Annotated in this window: 23 protein-coding genes; 5 read left to right on the top strand and 18 right to left on the bottom strand. The window is 49.9% G+C overall.

What is annotated here, in order from left to right; translation table 11 throughout:
* Positions 1 to 6: 6 nt before the first annotated feature.
* The 7 genes from J3369_RS00550 to J3369_RS00520 form a co-directional block, all read right to left on the bottom strand.
* Complete coding sequence (locus J3369_RS00550) at positions 7 to 1,305, bottom strand: MFS transporter (protein ID WP_349582484.1); 1,299 nt, start codon at positions 1,303 to 1,305, stop codon at positions 7 to 9.
* 2 nt (positions 1,306 to 1,307) lie between these two features.
* Entirely contained in the window at positions 1,308 to 1,652 is a 345-nt protein-coding gene (locus J3369_RS00545) for a cupin domain-containing protein (RefSeq protein ID WP_349582482.1), read from the bottom strand.
* A gap of 5 nt (positions 1,653 to 1,657) precedes the next feature.
* Positions 1,658 to 3,859: a heparinase II/III domain-containing protein gene (locus J3369_RS00540; protein ID WP_349582479.1), complete on the bottom strand. Its 2,202-nt coding sequence runs from the start codon at positions 3,857 to 3,859 to the stop codon at positions 1,658 to 1,660.
* 21 nt (positions 3,860 to 3,880) lie between these two features.
* Positions 3,881 to 6,118: a chondroitinase-B domain-containing protein gene (locus J3369_RS00535; protein ID WP_349583702.1), complete on the bottom strand. Its 2,238-nt coding sequence runs from the start codon at positions 6,116 to 6,118 to the stop codon at positions 3,881 to 3,883.
* A 169-nt stretch (positions 6,119 to 6,287) separates the two neighbouring features.
* A complete protein-coding gene (locus J3369_RS00530; RefSeq protein ID WP_349582476.1) occupies positions 6,288 to 7,166 on the bottom strand; it encodes an NAD(P)-dependent oxidoreductase in 879 nt (292 codons plus the stop codon).
* Between the two features lie 409 nt (positions 7,167 to 7,575).
* Positions 7,576 to 8,517 carry a PDR/VanB family oxidoreductase gene (locus J3369_RS00525; protein ID WP_349582473.1) on the bottom strand — a complete coding sequence of 314 codons (942 nt, stop codon included), beginning with the start codon at positions 8,515 to 8,517 and terminating at the stop codon, positions 7,576 to 7,578.
* Positions 8,514 to 9,575 carry a Rieske 2Fe-2S domain-containing protein gene (locus tag J3369_RS00520; protein ID WP_303573220.1) on the bottom strand — a complete coding sequence of 354 codons (1,062 nt, stop codon included), beginning with the start codon at positions 9,573 to 9,575 and terminating at the stop codon, positions 8,514 to 8,516. The genes J3369_RS00525 and J3369_RS00520 overlap by 4 nt, the downstream gene beginning before the upstream one ends.
* Before the next feature lie 237 nt (positions 9,576 to 9,812).
* Between J3369_RS00520 and J3369_RS00515 the strand changes: the two genes are divergently transcribed.
* Positions 9,813 to 10,523, top strand: a complete 711-nt coding sequence (locus J3369_RS00515) for a GntR family transcriptional regulator (protein WP_303573219.1) — start codon at positions 9,813 to 9,815, stop codon at positions 10,521 to 10,523.
* Here J3369_RS00515 and J3369_RS00510 read toward each other — a convergent pair.
* From J3369_RS00510 to J3369_RS00495, 4 genes are read right to left on the bottom strand one after another with little or no spacing between them, the layout of a single operon-like run.
* Positions 10,506 to 10,886 carry a cupin domain-containing protein gene (locus tag J3369_RS00510; protein WP_349582469.1) on the bottom strand — a complete coding sequence of 127 codons (381 nt, stop codon included), beginning with the start codon at positions 10,884 to 10,886 and terminating at the stop codon, positions 10,506 to 10,508. The genes J3369_RS00515 and J3369_RS00510 overlap by 18 nt on opposite strands.
* Positions 10,886 to 11,719 (bottom strand): phytanoyl-CoA dioxygenase family protein, encoded by an 834-nt coding sequence (locus J3369_RS00505; protein ID WP_349582466.1) that lies wholly within the window; start codon positions 11,717 to 11,719, stop codon positions 10,886 to 10,888. Before J3369_RS00505 ends, J3369_RS00510 begins: the two co-directional genes overlap by 1 nt.
* 3 nt (positions 11,720 to 11,722) lie before the next feature.
* Positions 11,723 to 13,138, bottom strand: a complete 1,416-nt coding sequence (locus tag J3369_RS00500; protein WP_303573216.1) for an MFS transporter — start codon at positions 13,136 to 13,138, stop codon at positions 11,723 to 11,725.
* Positions 13,139 to 13,140: 2 nt separating this feature from the next.
* The gene (locus J3369_RS00495) at positions 13,141 to 13,677 is read right to left on the bottom strand and encodes a cupin domain-containing protein (RefSeq protein WP_349582463.1); all 537 of its coding nucleotides are present in this window, start codon (positions 13,675 to 13,677) and stop codon (positions 13,141 to 13,143) included.
* An 86-nt stretch (positions 13,678 to 13,763) separates the two neighbouring features.
* Here J3369_RS00495 and J3369_RS00490 point away from each other — a divergent pair, with 86 nt between their 5' ends.
* Entirely contained in the window at positions 13,764 to 14,705 is a 942-nt protein-coding gene (locus tag J3369_RS00490) for a LysR family transcriptional regulator (RefSeq protein WP_349582460.1), read from the top strand.
* A 30-nt stretch (positions 14,706 to 14,735) separates the two neighbouring features.
* Here J3369_RS00490 and J3369_RS00485 read toward each other — a convergent pair whose 3' ends face one another.
* From J3369_RS00485 to J3369_RS00475, 3 genes are all read right to left on the bottom strand, one after another.
* A complete protein-coding gene (locus J3369_RS00485; RefSeq protein WP_349582458.1) occupies positions 14,736 to 15,557 on the bottom strand; it encodes an aldo/keto reductase in 822 nt (273 codons plus the stop codon).
* A 16-nt stretch (positions 15,558 to 15,573) separates the two neighbouring features.
* Positions 15,574 to 17,166: an FAD-binding oxidoreductase gene (locus tag J3369_RS00480; protein WP_349582456.1), complete on the bottom strand. Its 1,593-nt coding sequence runs from the start codon at positions 17,164 to 17,166 to the stop codon at positions 15,574 to 15,576.
* A gap of 69 nt (positions 17,167 to 17,235) precedes the next feature.
* Positions 17,236 to 17,910 carry a hypothetical protein gene (locus J3369_RS00475; protein WP_349582454.1) on the bottom strand — a complete coding sequence of 225 codons (675 nt, stop codon included), beginning with the start codon at positions 17,908 to 17,910 and terminating at the stop codon, positions 17,236 to 17,238.
* Between the two features lie 209 nt (positions 17,911 to 18,119).
* Here J3369_RS00475 and J3369_RS00470 point away from each other — a divergent pair, with 209 nt between their 5' ends.
* Genes J3369_RS00470 through J3369_RS00460 form a run of 3 tightly spaced genes read left to right on the top strand, consistent with a single transcriptional unit; the run spans position 18,120 to position 20,579 of the window.
* Complete coding sequence (locus J3369_RS00470; protein WP_349582452.1) at positions 18,120 to 18,758, top strand: glutathione S-transferase family protein; 639 nt, start codon at positions 18,120 to 18,122, stop codon at positions 18,756 to 18,758.
* Positions 18,759 to 18,792: 34 nt separating this feature from the next.
* Positions 18,793 to 19,821 carry an NADP-dependent oxidoreductase gene (locus J3369_RS00465; protein WP_349582450.1) on the top strand — a complete coding sequence of 343 codons (1,029 nt, stop codon included), beginning with the start codon at positions 18,793 to 18,795 and terminating at the stop codon, positions 19,819 to 19,821.
* Between the two features lie 8 nt (positions 19,822 to 19,829).
* Positions 19,830 to 20,579 carry a maleate cis-trans isomerase family protein gene (locus J3369_RS00460; RefSeq protein ID WP_349582448.1) on the top strand — a complete coding sequence of 250 codons (750 nt, stop codon included), beginning with the start codon at positions 19,830 to 19,832 and terminating at the stop codon, positions 20,577 to 20,579.
* 67 nt (positions 20,580 to 20,646) lie between these two features.
* Here the strand turns inward: J3369_RS00460 and J3369_RS00455 are convergent, their stop codons facing one another.
* From J3369_RS00455 to J3369_RS00440, 4 genes are read right to left on the bottom strand one after another with little or no spacing between them, the layout of a single operon-like run.
* On the bottom strand, positions 20,647 to 21,507 hold the full coding sequence (locus J3369_RS00455; protein ID WP_349582445.1) for an NmrA family NAD(P)-binding protein: 861 nt from the start codon (positions 21,505 to 21,507) through the stop codon (positions 20,647 to 20,649).
* Between the two features lie 32 nt (positions 21,508 to 21,539).
* Positions 21,540 to 22,118: an NADPH-dependent FMN reductase gene (locus tag J3369_RS00450; protein WP_303573206.1), complete on the bottom strand. Its 579-nt coding sequence runs from the start codon at positions 22,116 to 22,118 to the stop codon at positions 21,540 to 21,542.
* Between the two features lie 37 nt (positions 22,119 to 22,155).
* Complete coding sequence (locus tag J3369_RS00445) at positions 22,156 to 23,226, bottom strand: LLM class flavin-dependent oxidoreductase (RefSeq protein ID WP_349582442.1); 1,071 nt, start codon at positions 23,224 to 23,226, stop codon at positions 22,156 to 22,158.
* A gap of 2 nt (positions 23,227 to 23,228) precedes the next feature.
* Positions 23,229 to 24,248, bottom strand: a complete 1,020-nt coding sequence (locus J3369_RS00440) for a carbon-nitrogen hydrolase family protein (RefSeq protein ID WP_349582440.1) — start codon at positions 24,246 to 24,248, stop codon at positions 23,229 to 23,231.
* Positions 24,249 to 24,299: the final 51 nt, after the last annotated feature.

The raw sequence follows: 24,299 nt of genomic DNA, 5'->3' as shown, positions 1-24,299 counted from the left end.
CCGGCCTCACTTCTTAATGGTCAAACGTTCGACACGGGGGATCAGTACCCATATTGCCAGCATCGCTATGATGGCAAGGGAAGCGCCGATGACAAACGCCGGCGTGTAGTTACCGTCAGCAGTCAGATAAGGCACCAGTGACGTGAGTCCGACGGCACCCAACTTAGCAGCCATACCTGAAAACCCTGAGAGCGAACCCACGGTTTTCTTACCGTAAAGATCACTGGGTAATGTTTGTACGTTGCCGATGGCAGTCTGAAAGCCAAACAGGATTACTGCCATTATCATCACCGCGGAGACAGGGTCACCCGGATCAGCCATAGCTATCAGGGCAGGCAGCATTATTACGCATCCCAACGTAATCACCAGCTTGCGGGTTTTGTTGGTATCCCAGCCGGCTTTCAACCTGTTTTGCGCTAACAGTCCGCCAAACCAGGCGCCGAACATCGCACCAACATAGGGAACCCAGCCATAAATACCGATGGCCTGTACATCCATGCCGTATACTTCGTTCAGGTAAATAGGGATCCAGAAAACGAAGAGCCACCAGATAGGGTCAATCGCCGCTGAGGCAATAATGACACCCCAGCTTTCTTTACGTGCCAGAAGCTCGCCGGTTGAGGGCGCATACTCTTCCTCTTCTGCGTCGCTTGCTTTTGTGGTTGACCGCTGGCCAGTGAGGATATACTCCCTTTCCTGCTCTGTGATCCATGGGTGTTTACCGGGCGGCGCTTTCACCAGAATCATCCAGGGTATTAACCAGAGTAGTCCTGCTCCGCCAACAACAATAAATATCAGTTGCCAGTTAAAATAAACCGTCATATAGGCAATCATTGGAATGGCGATGATGCCGCCAATTGCCGCGCCAGAGTTAAAAATACCTTGTGCCAGCGCACGTTCTTTAGTGGGAAACCATTCGGCGTTCCCTTTGGCCGCGCCCGGCCAGTTTCCCGCCTCGGCAATCCCTAAGATGGCCCGGAAAATACTGAAACTCAGCATGCCCTGGGCAAAAGCATGTGCCACCGTTGCCAGTGACCACACACCGATAGACAGCACGAAACCGATACGTGTACCAATCCAGTCGAAAATTTTGCCAAAGATGGCCTGACCAAACGCATAAGCAAACACAAACACAATAGATATATTGGCGTATATCTGTTTACGTTCCAGCGCTGCTTTTTCGGGGAAAAGATCTTCTACAATATCGGGCCAAAGCACACTGAGCGCCTGACGGTCGATATAGTTAATGATGGTCGCCAGGGCAATCAGGCTGACAACCCACCAGCGTAATCCGGACATTTTCATAGTCAGTCCTTAATAAAATCTTCACGGGCGGGGCTGAACGTATCGATAAGAATGCCTCCCGTCGGACACACAGCACCATGCTCAGCATAAGGCGGGATCATGCAACTGTCTCCGGGCTTCATCACTTTCATCACGCCATCGATAGTGAAATGAAATTCGCCTTCCACCACGTAGGAAACCTGTGAATGCCGGTGCTTGTGTGTATACCCCTCTGCGCCTTTATCAAACCAGATTTTCACTGCCATCAGTTCAAGGTTATACCCCAGCATCTGACGTTTAAGGCCATTGCCCAAGTCTTCGATTTCTGTTTCATTGGCTGATAAAAAGTTTTCGCTTTGAGTTTTCATATTCTCTACTCCTGATGGTCAAGCAAAAACACCGCGAGTCCGCCACTCAGGGTAAAGTTTTGTTGCTTGTATTGAAAAGAAAGTGAGGAAGCCGGTTGTGCTTCATTGATTGCAATAAGGTAATCATGACCCGCAATGGCAAGATTGATCAGAGTGACATCTTTATCCTGCGTATAGGCGAGACCAGTTACAAGGCTATTAGCGCCCAGTGTGTATTCCTTTGACGGGTTGTATTCACCATGAGGCTCAAGCACGGAAACGAATTTGTGATTCCGGCTCTTTTTAACGCGGCGGATAAATGCGTTTTCGTTCCTCAGATTAAAGTTCGGATCGTCTGCCCCGGTCTGAGTAAATAAAAACGTTTCATCATCACCAGCAATGCTGGTTTGAGTATAAAAAACCCCGTTGTCATTCAGCCAGGTGACCTTTGCCAAATCATCTGTAACTTTGCCACTGCCCTTCAGCCACAAATGTTCGTAGCCACTGGCCTCTCCCAACGCCGATAACTGAGTCGGGTTCACAACAACGGGGAAATTCGTTTCGATCAGTTGACCGCTGTAATGCAAAGGCAGGTCAAATTGGTGAGAATCCTTACCCGCCACTTCAAATATATCCAGTGCGATAGTTTGCCGGAGTTCAGGCAAAGGAATAAGCGCGACTGTGCGGGAAAGAGAAACATCATCGTATGCAGCAGAAATCGTAGCTTTAGATACGGTTCCGGCTTCGTTGCTGTCAAATAACAACAACTCCGGTGCATTTGCATTGGCCACATCAACGTCGCCGTTAAAATGACTCTTTTCGTCCACCACCACGGTATTGTGCGCTACAGTCTGCTTTGCGTAAGTTTCATTTTCCGGTAAATAGCGTCCGCCAAACTTGGCTTCAACATTCAAAAACCGTGCTGCGCCGTAGTCGGTCACGATCTCAGCACCGTGGTCGTAGAATTGCCAGGTCAGCTTGTCAAAATGGCCATGACCAAGACCTTGGGATGCCGGTTTAAACAGTACCGCAGCACCATTTTCCTGAGGCTCCCGCATTATCACCAGTGCCCCTTCTTTCCCATCGTGACCATCTCCGAACGCCACAGAGCTGAACGCATACGGCGTTACTTTTTGTGCATCCAGTGCGTTGGCTACGTCGAGACCTGCCCCGGTAAGCAGTATCTGGCCTTGCTTTTCAGCAATATCTAAAAGCCCGGTATCACCCGTGATCTGATACGCTGCTGCCACCCCGTGAACCAGTTCAATAGTATCAATGCCTTTACTTTTTATAGCGTCATTTATCGGAAAGAATTTGCCGTTATAGCTCAGTTGAATCGTCGCGTTGATGGCTTTTAACAATACGTGGTCGCGGTAGGCAAAAATCTGTCTGTCAGGCTCGTTATTTTCTATAGCGCTGGCAAACGTGACGAATGGCAACAGGGCAAATCGCTGATAATAAGGACCTTCGTTGTAGTAACCATCCGGTGAGAACAGGATATCCAGTTGTTTCAGGAAGCCGCCTTCTCCCGATTTATCCAGATCATAAAGGGCTTTCTCAACCCACTCTGGCTGATTCATTACATAACCACTCATCCCGACACCTGCAGTTGCCCACGTGCCGTGGTTGTGCACTTTATTGAAAGTAGATGGCTGACCTTCTGAGATGAAAAGCGCTACCGGCTTCAGCAGGTTATCTTCAATTAACTTACGCTCATCCGCAGGTATGGCATCATAAACAAGATCATATGCCTGAATGGTGTACACCAGCCACATTGCCTCATTTAAGCTTTGCCAGAAAAACTTACCGGGATTCTGGGAGTTCACTTTACGCTCAGGGTGCTCATCCAGTGTCGGGTACAACTCCGCGTAATCCAGCAGCATCTTGCGTACAAAATCTCCGTAGCGCTCATCCTGACTAATTTGATAAATCAAACCGGTCCGGTACATATCTTGATAATTTTTCTTGTGCTTTTCGTGGGTATAGCCACCGGCACCGTCTACAGGGACCGGTACATCAGTTTCTTGCGAAATCAGTGCATCCACATGTTGTTTTTCAGACTCATAAGCAGTGGCAAACCGCCCCGGTACGTTAACGGCCTTACGCATTGCCACAACATCCTCTTTGGTTATCACCAGATTCGGATGCTGTGCCATCGTTTTACCGCTAAAAATAATCAATGAGGCAAAAGTAAAAACGGCAATGGCTACTTTTATCACTTGTTTCATAATCTACTTACCTTCCCCTGACTACTGTGCCTGATGCGTATTGTTTTCAATCAACGCGAAAGGTCCGCCTTCAGCGTTCAGCTCTTTAACTTGCGGATTACCGGTGGCTTTAAACGCATTGCCGGTTATCTCTGTCTGCGGCTCACCGACGGTGTGCTCCACGATTACAGGCTCAGAATGGTCAAACTGGTTATCACTTATCGCAGTGACCTGAACACCATGCAGATATACAGATGCAGACGTTTTATTACGCTTCCCTTTACCTACGTTACTCAGCGTATTACCTGACATGGACAAATGCGGTCCGAAGGTGCTTTCGTCAGTACCGCCCCGGTATAACGTTACAACTGCACCGGCAACATTCCTGAACGTATTATTTGTTAATGAAACATATTCCGCGTTGTAGATCCCCAGGTCTTCGATTTCAGTGTTCAGCACCAGAATATCGCCTGTAATGTCTTTAAAATTGCTGTCAGCAATTGTGATGTTGTCTGCGAATGCACCTTTGCCAGAGAGGAAAAAGTGGAAAGTGTGGTTAATGTCTAGCTGACTTACTTTTACGTTTTCAGCGACAAAGCGGTAGTTGTGCAACATGCCCCACTTTTTCGTGCGCACGACACTGTTGCCTGCCGCATCCGGACTGGCAGCACCGGTAAGGGAGAGATTAGCCAGTTTCAGGCTTCCGCCGTCATGTATTTCAAATAGTGTTGAACGCTCAAAGCTGATTTCCGTTTTGCCGTCTCCCGCACCTGCCAAAGTGATCACCTTATTGATTTCGACAATTCGGGGAACGACAAACTTTCCGGCCTCAATATGAATAACGTCACCGTCTTCAGCCCTGTTAATGGCACTGATAAGTGCATCAGCATCAGCCGGAACCGTCACCGTCTCACCAGAATCAAATGCGGTAGTCGCCGGCGTTTTCGGATACCAGGCAACGCCGGTATCCTCTTTCGCAACAACCTGAATATCGCGGTTTATACCTGCCTTCAAAGAATCGTCAGCCGGATAGAGTAAGCCATTATCCGCTCTTTCCAGCGCAACCTCCTGTTTGCTGAATCCACTCCGGATATCAGCCAGCACATTCGTATTAGCAACATTTTCTGAAAAACGGATGCCGGAAATGTCATCAAAAACAGTAAAGGGTTGGGTTCCATTCTGATTCAGCACCAAGTTTTGTGTGAAAGCGGAATTGACCGGCGTTGCTGTTCTTTCTGCATCGCTGCCTGCCGCGAATTGAATATGATCCACATTGATAAAGGTATTACCGGCAATCTGCGCATTTTCAACCTGGTGATAGCGGTTCACAGGAGAGTCCGGCACGCCGTTCATCACGGTAAAGCCGCTACCAAAACGGTAACCCGTCAAGCCTTCGAGATAGTTGTTTTTAATTATCTGATGCTTATTAATAACCCTGATGCCGCCGGTATGATCCTGTCCGTTACCTGTAAACACATTGTCTTCAACTTTATTGCCGTTACCGTGACGTAATGTCAGCGTGCCTCTGGCTTCATTAAATACGTTGTTAGTTATACTGTTTTTACCGGATTTCACAGATATGATTTCTACTTCACCGTTTGTCTGGTCGAAGTAGTTATAAGACACATTAGTAAACGAGTCGGTCAGCGAGTAATGGCTGGTTCCGATACGCAGTGTTTCACCACCGTTTGAACCGAATACAGGACGGAAGCCAAAATAGTTATGATCAATCTGATGATAATTTTCCTGACTGGCTTCACTGTTCAGCCGCACTGCGACTGTCACGCCTTTGTTGCGTTTTCCGGCCAGATGGCTGTGGTCGAACCGGTTATGCTTTCCGTATAGCGCAACCCAGTAATCCGATTCCTGTCTGTCAGGATTGTTGTAATTATCAATTACCACTTCCGATACTCTGGAGTAGCTGGCCAGTTTCTTGCCATCGCGGAACTCAATCACTGCGCTTCCCGGCGCGAAGCCGTTTTTAAATACCAGTCCGGACACATGCAAATATTCGCCGGCAAGTTTCAAATCAGATTGCCCGCTGAGAATCACTTTGCCTTTTTCTTCCGCTGTTAAAGATACCGGCGCATTTTTGGTCCCTTTAGCAGAGAATACGATTTCGAAGTCTGTCCACACACCATTTTTAAGAATAACCGTATCACCGGGCGCCAGTTCTTCAGCAACACGTTGATATTCTGCCGGAGTGGCAACGAGATATTCACCGGCAGTGATAGTGAAGGATGTAATGAAGCCAAAAAGTATCAGGCAAAGCTTCTTCATTTTGTTCTTGTCCCTTGTCTGTTTCACCCGCAAAGAGTTGCTGAAAACACCATGTAAATCATAGCTCATAGTGCTTCAGCGGGTTCGTAGGGTAGTACGAGGTTCCTGTTTCATTATTATTGCTTTTAGGAGACAGGTATTTGGCTAAAGCTTTCGCTTCAGCAAATGCTTATTTATTCAGCTTCAGGAAGTAGTCGTAAATTTCCGGTACGTTGCCATTTCCCATGCCCGCATCAAAGGCAGCCTGCAGATAAGACGAGGAGCCTTCTGCAATTTTAGATTCAGTACCGAGATCACTGACCATTTGGAGGAAATAGCCTAAATCTTTATTTGCATTCGCAATGGAAAAACCGAGATCGCTGACATTGTCTACTGCATAGTTTTTGCAGAATTGCATGAAAGGAGAGTTCGAAGGACCCGCTGACATAATGTCGAACAGTTGCTGGCGGTCTACACCCGCACGTTCGGCCACAGCGAAGGCCTGAGACATAGTGCACACGGTGGTCATGCCCATAAAATTATTGATTAACTTAGTAGTATGGCCGGCACCCAGTTCACCGAGATAGAAAACATTCTCGCCCTGATCATCAAGTACAGGTTTTACTTTTTCAAAGGTGGCTTTGTCACCTGCAGCCATGATGTTCAGTAAGCCATCTTTTGCATGTGCAGGTGTGCGACCCAGCGGAGCGTCGATCATAGACGCGCCTTTTGCAGCCAGGTCTGCGCCGATTTTTCTCGTAGAAGCAGGAATCGAAGTGCCGAAATCGATCAGCACAGAACCTTCTTTCATCCCTGCCAGCAAACCATCTTCAGCGTATACCACTTTCTCAACAATCGTTGACGTGGTCAGGCAAAGCATAACGATATCAGCCGCTTCTGCCAGTTCCTTGCCCGTCTGTACCGTTTTTCCGCCCCGCTCTACACACTTGGCTACGGCTTCTTTATTTAAATCCATAACAACAAGGGGGTAACCTTTGTTTTGCAGGTTTTCCACCATGTTACCGCCCATAAGACCAAGGCCGATAAAACCGATTACTGGTTTAGACATTACTATCTCCCGAATTCATTGTTGCAAGCAGTCCTGAGATTGAGTTGAACTTCCCCGCCTGTCATCACCGGCATAGTTCAGCTTTGTTCAATTATTCAGATGACACTACTTGAATTGCCAAACAAAATGGTTGATAGCCATGACCAACCAATCACAATGAAAAGGTATTTTTATCAGACCAATTTGTCAACCAATTATTTTTACCAAAAATGGTAATCAGTGTTAAAAGAGTACATAAATTTTACAAATAATTGATGTAGGAATAGAGATAAAAGAAGCTATATCAGGGAGTTATAGAAACTTCGGTGGCAGGCATATATCCGGAAATTTTAACGTGACTCGCCGGCAAAATAATTGCCGGCTAAATTGGTCGACCAATACATTCACCGGCCGGTGAGAGGGTAGGTTTTTACAGATCCAGCACTAACCGTCCGTTTCTGGCCCTCGAACAGCAAGGGGTGATCAGTCTCATCTGTTGTTTTTCTTCGTCGGTGAGAAAAACATCGCGGTGATCGGCTTCGCCATCCAGCAAGCCGGTGACACAGGTGCCGCACACCCCTTCTTCACAGGAAACCGGCACAAACACGTCATTTTCTTCCAGCACCGAGAGGATTGTGCTGTCTTTATTCACGGTGAAAATGTCACCACTGGATTTGAGTTCAATCTCAAATGCTTCATCTGATGAGGTGTCTGTTTCTGCTGCGGTGAAAAACTCGCGGTGCAGTTGTGAAGGCGATAACCCGGTGTTCTTTGCCGCATTAAGCACATCTTGTATGAACGCGCCCGGCCCGCACACATACACCTGTGCTTTATCAGGGGCACCATAAAAACAATTGTTCAGATCAACCCGCTTACCGGCGAATGCAGCCTTACTGATAACGTGCACACAGGATGCCGGTCCGAGCCGGTCTGCATACACTGCCCGTTTGTCGTCAGCAACTGCATAGAAAACACGGAACGGCCGCCCTGCTTTCTGACAGGCTTCAGCCATTGTCACAACGGGCGTAATACCAATACCGGCAGCAAACAGGTAGCAGGGCGCATCGCTGTTATCGAGGGCAAAGTGATTACGGGGCTCACTGATGATCAGCGTGTCGCCTTTCTGCACAGTTTCGTGCACGCTCACAGAGCCGCCACGGCTTTGTTTATCTTTTAGTACGGCGATGGTGTAATGATTATCTTGCGGCTGACCACACAGGGAGTACTGACGGGTGAAATCACCCGGCAACTGCACGTCAATGTGCGCACCGGCTTGCCACTCAGGCAACCGCAGGCCATTTTCAGCCACCAGCTTTAACTCACATACCGAATCATTGAGTAAGATTTTAGAGACGACAGTAGCTTTAATCATGCCACCTGCTCCGCAACAGAAGACTCCGATTCAAGCTTAATGGCCTTTGTGATCATACGTCTTGCCTGCACACCGCCAGCGTCGATATCCAATTTCAGTAAATGGCGTTCAGGGTAGCGGCTGAGGTTCCGTTGCTGGCGTTCCAGCATTTCCTGATCTTCGGCAAAAATTTTACCCTGTCCCTCGCGAATTTTATCGGTCAGTGCCGGATCCTGCGGTTTGAATTTTCTGGCCATGCCCCAGAAGTACAGAATAGAAGTGTCGGTCGCCGGCGTGATGAAATCCACCACAATGCTGCTGGCTTTCACCTCATCGGGTGCGTGATACCCGCCGTTACCGGCCAGAGCTACGCCCACTTCAATCATCACGTGACTGGGTAAGTCGAAGCGGCAAATTTGCCAGCGGTCTACCGGCGCATTCTTATCCAGCCCGTTCATCTCCATTGCTGCCTGCCAGAATGGCGGAGGCATGATATTTTCCATAAACCGGCTGGTTACCACCTGCTTACCTTCCATGGTGGTTTTTACCGGTGTTTCATCAATTTCCTTTTGTCCGATACTGGTGGCATGCACGTAAGTTTCGTGTGTTAAATCCATGAGGTTGTCTATCATCAGCCGGTAATCACAGGCGATTTCATACAGCCCGCCGCCGTACGCCCACTCAGGACTTTCTGCCCACTCAAGATGAGGAATGTCAGACACACAGGCTTTTTCTTTGTCGCCGGGCCAGATCCAGATGTAGCCATACTTTTCCTCAACAGGAATAGCACGGATGCAGGGAAAACGTTCCGTTCTCTGATTAGGCATAGAATGGGTTTTACCGGTTTTGTCCATTTGCAAACCGTGATAACCACATACCAGCTTGCCCTCTTCCACGTAACCCAGCGACAAGGGTGCTCCCCGGTGAGGACAGAAATCTTCAACGGCCTGAATTGCCCCTGTTTCATCACGATAAAAAGCAATGTCGATATTGCATACGGTTCTGCCAAGTGGCGCAGTGGCATTTACCTCGTCAGCGGCAGCCGCCACATACCAGGTATTTTTCATAAACGTCGTCATAGGAACACCCTGAAATTGGATCCAATGTTAAAGTAAAGTAACGGCATTAACCCTACACTAACTTTAATATTGGATCCAATAGATCATTATTCGGACTAAAAAATAGTGTTAATCCGATTTCCCAAACAAGAATGGATCCAAAGAACGAAATACGCGTTGTCTCATGGAGTACATGATGTTTTTTACGGGGGCGTGTATGCTTGTGTCAGTTTGTACAGCATAAACAACAGGTTCATTTTGGTTACAGGTAAACACGCTGTTATCAGTATTCTGAGAAACAAAATCCTTTCCGGTGATTTTGCTCCGGGTGAGCGACTGGCGGAAATCCCCACCGCAGAAGCGCTGGGTGTATCACGCACCCCGGTACGTATTGCATTCAGACAGTTAGCGCAGGAAGGACTGCTTACCAAACTCCCGCGACGTGGTTATCAGGTACGTCATCTTAATCAGGATGACATAAACGGTTCTGTGGAAGTGCGTGGTGTGCTGGAAGGACTGGCCGCGCGGCTGGCGGCAGAGAAAGGTCTGAGCGAAGCGCATCAGGCACAGTTAGCAGAATGCCTGCATGAGGGCGATGAGATTTTTGCTGACGGCGAACTCACCGATGACGATGTACAGCGTTATGTAGAAATGAACAACACCTTCCATTCGGTGATCCTTGAAGCCAGTTGCAATCCTGCCATTGCGGCGGCATTACAGCCCAACGAGTTTTTACCCATGGCCTCGGTCAGCGCCATGGTGTTTGATCCGAAAGACAGCGCCAGGGAATACCGGCGCCTGCTTTACGCACACCAGCAACATTATGCCATTGTTGATGCGTTGCTAAATCGTCAGGGAGCCCGTGCAGAAGCCTTAATGAAAGAACACGCTCATGCTGCACTGGTGCGGTTTGATGCAGTGCGGGACTCTTCATCAGTGAAAGTGTACCGGCTAGCCGGGCAAAAGTGAGCAAAGAGAGGCCGGCAGAGATTTGAGTCCGATGCCGGCGACAGTGCATGGCACCGGTGAGACGACCCGGGAACGATGGCCTTTCCCCGTTGTGTCCGCAGCAAATAACATATCGCCCGGTTTCATGAGGAATTTGGCGCCGCACTCTGTTTCCACTTCCCATTCGCCGGTTAACACAATCGACAATAACGGCGATGTCACTGTATGCCAGTCACCAAAATCACCGCGGGTTCCGGTGATCACGCACCAGCTTTCTGCTGCATCCTGATAGAGCGGCGAAGCGGGAAAAACTTGTGGCAACGATGCCTCCATCGCTGCCGAACGTCCGTTGTTGTCACAATAAACGGTAACGACCCTTGCCATCAGGCGGCATGGCTTTTCGCGGAGGGCTTTTCCCAGATTACAGGAAAGTACTCGCCTTCCGGTGCTTTCCCTTCAGGTAAGTCGGTGACATCCGGAATAGGTGCTTTATAGGGCGTGTTCCACCAGGTCACATCATTGCCGAAAACGCGCACAGCTAACCCGCTTCTGGGTAACGTTTCTGAAAAGTTTCCTTTTGAGAAGTGCGGCGTCATGGGATGAAAAATCACCGCATCACCCGGCTGCATGTCAAAGCCTACAAACTCAAACGGGAAACCCGGATTGTTACGTTCCTCTTCGAAATTGGGGCACAAACCTGCACCCTGGTCCGGAGCAAAGCCATAGTGAATGTCGTTTTCAATACAATGTTTATGATAGCCGGCAAGGAACTCTACCCGACCGTTTTCACTGCTGACCGGGTCAAGTGCAACCCAGATATTCGGCGCCATTTCGCCTTTAACCGGCCAGGCGGATTCATCATTGTGCCAGGGCATAATTTTAGGAGACTGAGGCGGTTTCACGAACAGATGATCGTGGTAGATACGGATGAAGTCAGCACCGATGGTTTCGCCAACAATCTGACCTAACGGGGACTGCATAATAAAATCCCGCACCGGCCCGGGCTTGCGCCACATGTAACACACTGAGATCATTCCGGCACTGTGAGAGGGCCCTGTCACGCCAAAATCTTCCGGCGCTTTTCGCACATCTTCAATATGTGACTTCAATAATTGGATCCATTCACTGTCGAACATCTGACGAAGACACACCACGCCATCCCGTTGATAGACCGCTTTATCCTCTTCAGTAACCGCGTTAAGAGGTTCAGAATTCATGACTTACTCCTTTTCCATATTCGTAGTTTTGTCACGCAGTGCCGCCAGGTCATCTGCTGTCAGGCGATAGCGGGACATAAAGAAAATGCTCAGTAACTGAATGAGAGCGGGCAGGATGGCAATACAGAAATACAATGCCGTTTTGGCAGATTCAGGCTGCTCTACCGCAACACCGTCGGTGGACTCCAGATAGCCCATTATTCCCAGGAACATCCCGACAAAGGCCACGCCCAGTGCGCCGGATAATTTTTCCGTCAGGATATATAGCCCGGTAAACATACCTGCCCTGTCTGTACCATTTTTCAACGCGTCATATTCCAGCGTATCCGGCAGCATGGACTGGCTGAGTAAAAAGGTGCCACCACCGGCTATACCAATAACAACCGCTCTCACAGCGATAGACCAGGCCGCTTCTCCCGGCCCTGCCAGCAGCCAGCTGAGATGGGTCAGACCGAACAACAGACAGGCCAGCATGAAACCGTGCTGCTTGCCCCACCGCTTAGCAACAAATAACCACACGGGCTGCGAACAAATCAGCGCAACCGACTGGATACCCATGTAAAAACCAATCATTGCGTCAGATACCTGCAACACGTGTTTAGTAAAAAACGCAAAGGTCGACAGGGTTAAGGTAAGCACAAAGAAGTAGCTGAGCTTGGCACTCATCAGCCACATGAAGGGCTTATTCGTCAGGGCAGATTTAAGTTGTTCGAAGAACGGCGGATAACCGGTTTGGCGAACCACTTTTCGTTCCGGTGCGATACGCAGGCACCACACACTGGCTAAAACGGTTACTCCGGCAACCAGCCCCAAAAATAGCGATATTTTCATGTGACCGGCTTTATCCGCGCCCCAGTAAGCCAGTAGTGCCGGGGCAAGCGACAGCCCAATCATTGTGCCCACCGAAGAGAAGATAACCCGGTAAGACATCAGTTCCGTCCGCTCGTTATAGTTGGCGGTGAGATTGGCCGGCATGGTCATATACGGCACCATATACATGGTATAGGTGGTCGCATAGAGCAGCTTTCCGGCAAGCAGGTAGATGATCAGGGCGGTCATGCTTAATGACGGTGCCGCAAACAGATAAATCATCACCAGCGCACTCAGCAGTCCGCCTCCCAGTAACCAGGGAAGCCGCTGGCCCCAGGGCGTCCGGATACGGTCGGACAGAATACCCATCAGTGGATCACTAAAAGCATCCCAGACTTTCGCCACGGCAAAGATCATGGCAGCCACCGAAGCCGCTACGCCCAGCGAGTCGGTCATAAAGCGCAGCAGCAATACACTGATTGCCATGTTGAGCACGGTTAGCGGCAGAGAACCCAGACCCCAGCCCAGCTTTATGCGCCATGGCAAACTTTGTTTAGCGGACGTTTCTCCGGCAGTAGCCTGTGGCTGAGCCGTCTGTGTAGCTTCCATAATTACTGATCCCGCAGAAGAGAGGAAAGATAGGAATCGCCGGCAACGGGGCAAAAAGACTTGTCCAGTTGTACTGAGATACCGAACTGCCCTTCCGGGCCGGCTCCGGATTTATGACCACTGCCGGTGCAATCTTCGGCAAACAGAATGTCACCCTGCACCAGTTCGAAGCGCCGGCGATCCCGCAATACAACCACCAGCGTGCCAAACATGGGAATGATCAGGTTAGGCTGGTTGGCAACGTGCCAGTCCATTAGCAAATTGGGCTCCATGCCGCCTATGGTGACCCGCGCAGCATCGTGGCGGATGAGGTAATGGGAAACCCGTTTTGTCGCACTGTTCAGCGGAATTTCCCGCATGTCAGCGAGCCCGTCCTCGTTGGTGAATAAATTGAAGAAGCGGTTTGGCCACTTTTCACCGGTAGTCACCGCAGAAAGTGTATCTGCCTGTACTTTCATGGCAGGGAGCATCATTGCAGACGCCGCACCGGCTACAGCAGTACTCAGAAAGTGTCGACGGGTGTTATTGTTTTTTTCCATTTCAGCGTCCTTGTGGCTGTTCTCTATACATTTTGATTATTTAGTGGCATGGTTAATTTGTCTAACTCATAATGAGCATGCAAATAATGAACTCAATTCATAACGGAAAATTCGATCTCAATCTGTTAGTTGTTTTCGATGCCATTTACCGTACAGGCAGTATTACCCGGGCAGCACAGTCGCTTCATCTGAGCCAGTCTGCGGTCAGTCATGCGCTGAACCGGTTGCGGGACATTGTTGAAGACCCCTTGTTTATTAAAGTCCCCAAAGGCGTCGTGCCGTCAGACTATGCCCACAGAATTGCGCCGTCTTTGCAGTTCAGTCTGGAGTCGCTGTCGACGGTGCTGGTGAACGAGAAAGACTTTGATCCTGCCAGTGCCAGCAGTACGGTAACCATCGGTGTGTCACAAATGGATCAGTTACTGTTGCTGGCACCGCTCTTCAAAAAGATGGGCTCTCAGGCTCCCGGCATGAATCTTCGTGTTCATCCGGTATTGCCGGAACTGTTTCTGGATGCACTGGATAAAAAGCATGTAGATATGCTTTGTGTTATTCAGTCACTGTCCTCACTGGATTTACCCAACCGTATTCGTAAAACATGCTTATTTGAAGACGACCTGGTGTGCGTAATGTCTGCCCGCCATCCCCTTGCGGGAAAGGCGTTAACCATAGATGGCTATGTTTCAACGCCTCATCTCATCATGGCAACCGGCCATGTTGAAAAAACCTGGATTGATGATTTGCTGACAGCAAAAGGCTTAAAGCGCCGTGTCGGACTGGTCGCCCCCCACCCGTCTGCCGTAGCCCATGTTGTGCCGCAAAGCGACCTGGTGTGCACGCTGGCCAGAAGCATTGCTTTACCCTACGTGAACCATCCTGATTTTTATGTGACCGCCGCCCCTTTCAGCTGGAATGAGCCTCATGAAGGACTGCTGATGTGGCACGGGCGCAGTGATAACGATCCTGCCCAGCGGTGGGCCAGAAAGCTGATTGAAGAAGTGTGGCAGGAAAGCTATCAGCCTGCCTGACAAGCTGTCAGGCGGCTGAGTCAGCAGAGTTCAGACGTTCACAAACGTGTCGGGATGCGGCCCCAGACGGCGATTTTCATTCAGCGCATCCATGGCTTTCATATCCTGCTTGCTTAATGAAAAGTCGTAAATATCAATATTTTCACGTATCCGCTCAGGTGTTACCGATTTAGGGATCACGCACACATTGCGCTGCAAATGCCAGCGCAGCACAATCTGAGCCGGCGTTTTACCATATCCCCGGGAAAGGGTACTGACCGCTTTAGAATTAAACACACCGGCACCGCCCTGCGCCAGCGGACTCCATGCCTGCACAGCAATGTTTTCCTTCTGACACCAGTCCACCAGCTCCGGCTGGGATAGCAGAGGATGTAACTCAATCTGATTCACAACCGGCGTAATACCCGTTTCCTGCTGCAATCGTTGAATATGTTCAGGCTGAAAATTACTCACACCCACCGACTTCACCAGCCCCTGCTCCTTCGCCGCCAGCAATCCTTTCCAGGCATCAACAAAATACCCTTGCGACGGCGCCGGCCAGTGGATTAAATATAAATCCACATGGTCCAGATGCAGCTTAGTCAGACTTTCTTCCAACGCCTGCTGTACCCGCATCTGGTCGGTATTCCACAATTTCGTGGTGATATAAAAAGCTTCCCTGGGCAACCCGCTGTTTTTAAGGGCATGACCCACGCCGGCCTCGTTCTCATAAATACTGGCAGTATCAATCAGGCGGTAGCCGTGACCGAAAGCGCAGTCGACGGCGCTTTCCACTTCTCTATTGCTGGCCTGCCACACACCCAGTCCCACAGGAGGCAGTGTGTTGCCATCATGCAAACTACATTTCAACATACGCGTTCTGCTTTCCTCAACGGTTATCAGGAGTGAAGCCCAGTGCCCCCGGGTTGAGCAGATTCTTCGGGTCCAGGTAAGACTTGATGGCGGTGATAAGGCCCAGTGATTCCGGCTTTAAGCCAGTTGTGTAGTGATAAGCTTTACCCAGCTGGAAATGAGAACTGCCCATTTCACTGTATAAATCCACCAGCTCTTTTTTCACCTTATCGACATACGCACGGATCTCCAGATTCTCCGGAAACTTCGTCAGCTTAGCGAAGTGAGACGGTGTAACGGTTTGTTCATGCAACTCTTTAAGCTCGTCAGGCCAGAAGAATACCGGCTCCAGCACAAATGCATTGCTGGCAATGGTCGCAAACAAATAGCCACAGCCGATTTCATACTTATCCAGTGTTTCTCGGTGTTTAGCGAATACCGCTTCTGTGGCTTCCCACGCACTGACAATTTTCGAGTGAGGGAAAAGGCCGTGGGTCGGTACCCAACGCTCACCGGCAGGCCCGACCATGTTGTTCAGCGGGCCGAAGGGGTTTGCTCTTACCACTTTGGGAATAGTGCTCTCGATTTCACGGCCGTTATATTTTTTAATGATGTCCCGAACCGCTTTTGCAGAAGCTTCAGCAGACTGCTCACCGGACTCTTCGATAATCACCTGAATAGAAAAATCTACATCATCCATATAACCGCGTCCGGCCAGAGCAATTTTCGCCCCGCCGACAAGTGCTTTTTTCAGCGAACCGGCAGATTTCATGAAGCCCGCCAGCGCTTTTGCATCGGTAAGCAGACTTTCACGTTTCTTGCGCTGCGCCTGTAAGAAAGGGTCAAAGCCAAAGCATTCCATCGCCAGACCCCGGCGTGAAATCTCACTCATTGCATTTAACGCATCGGCCCCCTTGCTAAAGTCCATAGAAATGTAGTCTTTCGCAGGCAACTGGCGCATTAACCGCAGTGTCACGGTGCCTTTCATCCCCAGAGCACCATTGTCGCCAATGAATAAACCTGTCAGATCAGGGCCAAAATGACGGAAGAACGGAGAACCATTCTTTTGTGCATCACTACCCGTTGCTACCACGCTGCCATCGGCCACGACCACCTGCATACTGATGATCGAATCGCCAATTGCACCAAATTGTCCGGAGCCCCAGAACATACCATTCTGAGATGCACCGCCACCTACCGTGGCATGGATACCGGACAACGTGCCCCAGCAGGGTGTTCGCAACTTCTTACTTTCCAGTGCCTCGTGAAGCGTTTGCCAGGTACAACCGGCTTCAACGGTGACGTACATGTCCTCTTCGTTAATCTCCACCACTTTATTCATGCGACTGATATCGATAATGACAGCACCTTCGCTTACAGGCACATAGCCGCTGGTGTAAGACATACCGCCGCCCCGTGGAATTACCACTATGTCGTTATCAACCAGGGTTTTAATAACCTGACTCAGTTCATCAAGATTGCCGGGCTGAACAACAGCACCCGCGGGTATTGCTTTGGTATATACATCCTGAGCATAAAGCGCGCATGACGCAGGGTCAGTCAGCAGATATTGCGGGCCGGTAATATTCGTAACTGCATCAATTACAGCGGGCGAAATAACGGTATTCATAGGATTAAACTCTCCTGTTTACAGCGGTATCTTGCAATAAAAAGGCAGTACAAACGCACTGCCACTTACTCAGAATGGTTTTGTTGCACCGAGGAAGGCAACAGTAAGAATGCCAATCCAGTAAAGATACGCAAGATAACGGGACATTCTGATTTGCTGTTCGAGACGGGCTTCCAGTACCTCATCTTCTTTCTGCGCCAGTTGTCTGAAAATAACGGTCCATTCACGCATAATAAAACGCAGCTTCAGACCAATCACCAGCAGCCAGGCAAAAATAAAGATTTTTGTGGGATACCACATTTGCCCTTCACCGGTGGCAAACGGGCCGTAACCCAGGAAAGTACCGATTGCACAAATCATCATGACCGGAATGAGCACAAAGCGCACACTCTCATCTATTTTGGTTAACCGGATACCCTTGTCAGTCTCACGGAAAAAGAATGCCGCCCAGCACAGGCTCAGCCAGATCGCTACCGCAATCCACATCACCACCAGTGCAGTTCCGCCATAGGGTTGCACACCCCAGATATGACCCATGTGTAAGCCCAGCGGCAATAATAAAATAATACCGGTACGGGCAAGGATATCGATGCGGTATGCGGTTTCTAAATGACGACGTCTTTCTTCCATTGAAAGCTTACGGTTAACAATGTTGTAAGCCGTCTGAAAGACGCCCCATTCACCACCCAGCCAGTACACCATGGCAACGATGTGAATCCACCGCAATATACTCAGTTCGTACATAATTTCCCCTAAATCCAGAACAATAACGATATGCGGCAAGTTTATGAGACAGGGGAATCCGGCTGCCTTAACAATTATCAATTCGTGATCAATTGATAAGTAATACAGTGCGTACATGACAAATAAGTAATAACAGCATTTGAATTCAACTTAATTAATGTATATTGTCATACCTTTAATACATTAAGTGAAATTCCGGAGCGTAAGTTATGTATTTAATCAGCCTGCCACACTCGCCCTATGCAGCGCGCTTACGCATGCAAATTCTGGCAAAGGGTCTGGATATTGATATCCGCAAACCGGAAAGCAGCCCTGCCGGCGATGCATTTTCCCGCCTTAATCCTTTAGCCAAAATTCCGGTACTGGTGCTTGATGACGGCCGCACCATTTCAGAATCGGCGGCGATTGCGGAATACATCGAAGACGAATTTGACGGTACACCCTGTTTACCGAAAACCCCGTTTGATAAAGCCAATGTGCGGACCACAGTCAGCATGGCCAATACCCATATTGCACCGGCGCTGTTTGCACTTTTCAAACAAGCCGGCAAGCCCTTATCCAGTGAAGACAGCGCCATCCTGTGGCAACCACTGGAGCTGTTACTTTCACGCTGGCAGAGCTGGCGTATCAGCCGTGGTGAAAGTACGACGCCCTGGCACACCGGCGATTTCGCGATGGCGACCAATGCCTGGTACATCGAAACCCTGGCACTCAAATTTAACCGCCCGTCTCCACTGATGTTTCACGCTGAATTACACAAGTGGTGGCAGGCCTGTCAGGCGTCTTCCTGCATTGCCCCCGTGTTAGAGGAAATGCAGGCAGGATTTGCGGCTTTTACAAAAAAATAAGACCCGAATAAAACGAACAAGAGAGGAATCTGGGATGACAATCAACCGGCAAATACGCCTGAAAAAGCACATAAAGCAAGGCGAAGCCGTCAGTATGGATTTATTTGAGGTGACGGAGTCTGAAGTGCCTGCACTCAAAGACGGTGAGTTTCTGGTAAAAACCGATGCGCTTGGCTTTTCGCCTGCCCAGCGCGCTTATCTTATGGGTGAAGCCAGCCGTTTCCACGAGCCAATTGAAATTGGTGATGTAATGCGTGGCCGTGGCGTTGGTACAGTTATCGCTTCCAGACATGAAGATTTTAAAGAAAGCGAAGTGGTTGCCTGCTCAACCGGCTGGCAGGACTACTCTGTTCAGAGTGGCGACACCGAAGGCCTGCTGGTGAAAACACTGCAAAAGGTCACGAATCCGCAAACGCCTTTATATCTGCATCTTGGCATTCTGGGCTCTTCCGGCTTTTCAGCTTACTTCGGCTTCCTCGATATCGGCAAGCCGGTTGCCGGAGATACCGTCGTCGTCTCTGCTGCTGCCGGTGGTGTAGGCTCGATTGTGGCGCAAATCGCCAAAATTAAGGGCTGTAACGTCATTGGCATAGCCGGAGGCCCGGAAAAATGTCAGTGGCTGAAAGACGTAGTGGGTGTCGACCAGACCATTGATTATAAATCTGAAGATTTATATGAGCGTTTTGAAACCTTATGCCCCGACGGTATCGACGTGTATTTCGATAATGTGGGCGGTGACACGCTGGATGCGGCAATGAAGAATATTGCCCTGCGCGGCCGCGCGGTTATCTGCGGACAGATTGCCACTGAATATACCGATCCACCGTTACCCGGCCCGCGCTACTACTACAACGTGATCTACAAGCGCGCACGCATGGAAGGCTTTTTTGTATGGGATTACCACGAGTCATTCCCGGGGGCAGAACAGGAACTGATCGACTGGTATCACAGCGGACAGATGAAATCCACGGAAGTAGTTTACGATGGCTTACTGTCTGCCCCCGCCGCCCTTGAAAGTCTGTTTAACGGAGCCGATTGCGGCATCCGCGTTGTACAATTATAGGAGCTGACATGGAAAGAGATATATTAGGTTACCGCGCCCGCTTTGGCGTACTGGGCCCTTCAACCAACACAATTGTAGAACCTGAGTTTTCAGAAATGCGTCCGGCAGGCGTAACGAATCACTACAGCCGCATTGTGATTAAAAATGCCAGTGCCATTTCTAATGAAACCTTTATGCAGGGAACACTGGAAATCGACCGTAAAACCTACGAAGCAGTAGAAGGTGTGCTGACCATGGGCCCTGACTACCTGGTGATGGGTATGTCTGCGGTTACCTTTTACGGTGGCGCGGAAGGTGCACAGAAATGGAAAGACAATATCCAGTCTAAATCCGGTCTGAAAATTTCTCTGGGTTCTGAAGCTGTTGCCGCAGCCCTGAAAGCGCAAGGTAACATTAAAAAAATCGCCTTCCTGTCACCATACTATCCGGTGGCGAATGCCGAAGTGGCAAACTACCTCAGCGATCACGGCTATGAAACCGTGCGGGATAAACCTCTGCAGTGTCCGAGCTGGCACGATATTGCCCGTGTAACGCCATCAACGGTTCGCGAAACCGTTAACGCGCTGAACGGAGACGACGTTGACGCCATCGTGCAGGTAGGTACGAACCTGTGTATGGCCAGACAGGCCGAACGCCTGGAGATGGAGCTGAACAAGCCGGTTATTGCCATTAATACTGCCACATACTGGCATGCGCTGCGTGCCAACGGTATTGAAGATAAAATTTCCGGCTTTGGCCGTTTGCTGTCTGATTTTTAAATAAAAAAAGCAGGTGAGTTGTAAGCTCGCCTGCCTTATCCAAACACGTTGCCCGCCAAATTAACGGCTACTCCGGTGTAAATGCCTGCCTGAAGTCACTGATAAAATCTTTAGCGCCTCTTGCAGGACGACCAAGCAAATCTGAAACAACAGACGTGGTATATCCGTGTTGCGCGTTAGCCAGAAAATTAATTTCCTCACAAACCGCATTAACCCGCCATTTGTCTTCAACAAACTGATCCAGCCTGGCCCTGAAGTCTTCCAATGGTGTGCTGGTATAGGTTATCTCTCTGCCGAGTTCTTTACTGAGAATTGCGGCAACAGTTTCGAAAGAAACCAGCTCCGGCCCTGTAATATCGTAACTTTTCCCGCTGTGTCCCGACGTGGTCAGCACATGAGCGGCCACCTCCGCAACATCTCTTGCATCGGTCATCGCGACTACGCCGTTTAGCATGGGAAATGCGAGCTTATCAGCTTTCACAATGCCCTCTGCACAGAGAAATAACATCTGAGAGAAAAAGGTGGGCCTGAGCATCACCCAGTTAAGCCCCGAACGCTTTAAATACTGCTCACTTTCAACATGCAGTTTCGGGATAGGTTTGTCTGAATCCGGCAGAGCTTCCAGTGAGGATTGCTTCACCACCAGACTGACACCTTTCTCCAGCGCCATATTAATAATTAATTTTTCCAGAAAAAGCTGATGTTCGCTGTTGCCCAGCAACATATACACTTTATCCACCCGCTCAAACGCCTGACTGAGAATACGGTAGTTATCGATTTCTCCCTCAACTACATCCACACCCTGCAACCGCAGCTCTCTGACCTTTTTGGCGTTACGCACCATGATCCTCAGTTTTTCGCCTTTTTTAAGGAGCTGCGAAATCAGTGCTCTTCCTGTTCTGCCTGTCGATCCAAATACCAGTATCATTTTTCCCGTGCCTCTGATTATTGTTATTTTTATTAGCTGGCTGCTGCCAGTTGGTTTCGTGCTGTGAAATCAGCAACCTGACTGCCCACCAGCGCCAGTTGAGCGGCAATGTCAGCATCGGTGACCTGCATGCCGTCGAACAGCCCGCTGCTGACTTTGATACCGGCACCGAAAGGCGTCGGCCAGCCGCGCAATGCGTGCACTATCGAACGCATGGTGGTCAGTGTCGGGCCGATGGCTTGCCAGCCGTAAGCATTGACGATCAGCCCCACCGGTACACCGTCCAGATACACTCTGCTGTCTCTTGCTGTCTCCTCAACATAGTCGAGGGCATTTTTCATTAACCCTGACACGGAGCCGTGATAGCAGGGTGTCGCCAGGATTAAGCCATCTGCCTGCCTGATTTTCGCGACAAATTCTGCAGCCTCTGTTGATTGCTCTACAACGCCATAAGCGTAGTGAGGCAGTGCTGCCAGTGTCTTGCTGCCGATGAGCTCGACATCAGCGCCCCTTTCTTTCGCTGAAGCGAGAGCTACAGCGAGTGCTTTTTCAGTTGATGAGTTTTCAGAGGTCGTGCCTCCGATCCCCACAATTTTCATTGGTCTGGTCATGTTATTCTCTGTTTGCGGTGTGAATATAAAGGCGAGATCAGCGCGCATCTTCGGCGCTGACTTTTTGTTTAATCATGGGTATCAAATCCCGTCCGAACAGTCTGACGTCCTGAATGGTGTCAAAACCGTTGATCAGAAACCGGTCCACGCCGGCGCGGTAATATTCAAGCAGAGCGTCAGAGACTTCTTCAGCCGTCCCCACCAGCGCCATTGCCTGCAAGCGCCCTTCAGTGGCCTTTGCAACGCCGGTCCACAAACAGGTATCAAGACATTCCCCTTGCGAGGCCATTGCCATTAAATGGCTGGCGGCGAGGTCATCCTTTCCTTTATCCCGCCCAATCTTTGTGCCATCCCGCTGAATTTGTGTTACCCGCTCCAGGACATTTTCTGCCTTCTTCCAGGCTTCTTCTGTGGTGTCGCCGACAATGATCCGCACAGACATTGAGATCCCCGGGTTACGGCCAAACTCAGCCGCTCTGGTTTTAAACTTTTTGATTAAGGCGCGGGTTTGTTCCAGAGTGCCCGGGCCAATGGCATACACATCCGCACACTCCGCCCCCAACTTGACGGCAAGATCTGAGGCACCGCCCCAGAAGACAGGCAGAACGGCTTGTACCGGTTTAATTTTGGAAAACGCCTGATTGAAGCGGTACCAGTCACCTTTGAAATCTGCCGGCGAGTGGCTTTCCCATATCGTCCGTAACACATCGATGTATTCCCGGCTGCGATGGTAGCGCTCTTCTTTACTGGTAAAATCACCGTCGCATTCCAGTTCTTTGTCGTTGGCGCCGGTAATGATGTGTACCCCCGCTCTGCCACCGGAAAGCTGGTCCAGCGTGGCGAACATGCGGGCAGCCATAGTAGGTGCGATGAATCCGGGACGGTGTGCAACCATGAACTTCAGTTTGCTGGTGACCGCAGCAATATGACTGGCGATGGCAAAGCCGTCCGGCCAGGTGGCAGTCTGACCGATTAACACGCGGTCAAATCCGGCCTCCTCATGGGCAATGGCATAATCAACAGCAAACTGTGTATCAAAAACCGTGTCCACCGGACGCAGCTCAGAGGAATCGGCGTAAAAGTGTAATCCTACGATTTCACAAGGCATGATCAGTTCTCCCTCACTAATGGGTGTTTATCTTCTGCTGACAGAAACCGCTGCCAGGCATCCTGTTCAACTTTCAGCAGTGCAACTGCGTCTGCAGCCGGGGCTTGTGCGAACACATCCGAAGGCCACAGTGGATACTGCTGAACCGGGCTGTGTATAGCGGGTTGAAGTTGCGCAAGAAAATTGGTGGCTGGTTTTTTTCGCGCCTCACGCAACGCGGTAATGTCTATTTCAGCGATGACCAGGTCGTCGTCGCCGGCAGCTTCAACAGCGATGTTTTTGCCGTTGTAATCGAAACAGGCTGATGCGGCCGCCTGCTCCCCCTGCACATTCGCCATGGCGAAATACAGTTGATTCTCGAATGCTCTTACGCCTCTTACACTGGCAGCGCCCTCCCGCTGCATATAATCCACACCGGTCAGGGAAGCCACAGAATTAACAATGAGTTCAGCGCCGTTTAAGGCAAGACTGCGCACAGCTTCCGGCCAGTGAGGCTCAGCGCCTATCAGCATGCCAATGTTTCCGAGTTCACAGGCATACACAGGAAAAAAACCGCTTTCCCCGAATACCCGCGTGTATTGAGTGAATACATCATTCGGACTGGTGCGCAGGGAAATGGCGTAATTTTTCCGGTACACCATGCCAACTTCACCGGAAGGTGTAAGTAATGCGGACGACAAAAAGTATCTGCCGGGAATATCAGGGTGGGTTTCAGCAGCCTGGATAACAACGTAAGTGCCGGTGGCAGCAGCCACCTCAGCAAATGCCTCTGTTTCGGGACCGGGCATAGTGACTGATGCCTTCAGCCAACCCTCATAGTCCATTTGCTGATAGCCGGTAAAGGTGAATTCAGGAAACACAACCACCTTAGCGTTGTAGCACTCTGCCGCATGCTTTATCCGTGCGCAGCACTGCGCGATATTAGCTTGCAGTTTCTTGTTGCAGAGCGTGCCGTCTGCATTGAAAGCAGGCCTGACAGGCGCATTACACATTGCGATGTTGTACCGCTCAATAGCTGGCATAACGGGTTCCCTGATCTGTTCCGGATTAAGCTACCTTAGAGACAGGGGTAT

Source organism: Alteromonas sp. NFXS44, from assembly GCF_040148705.1.
Taxonomy (GTDB): Bacteria; Pseudomonadota; Gammaproteobacteria; order Enterobacterales; family Alteromonadaceae; genus Alteromonas.
This window is presented reverse-complemented; position numbering and strand designations above follow the sequence as displayed.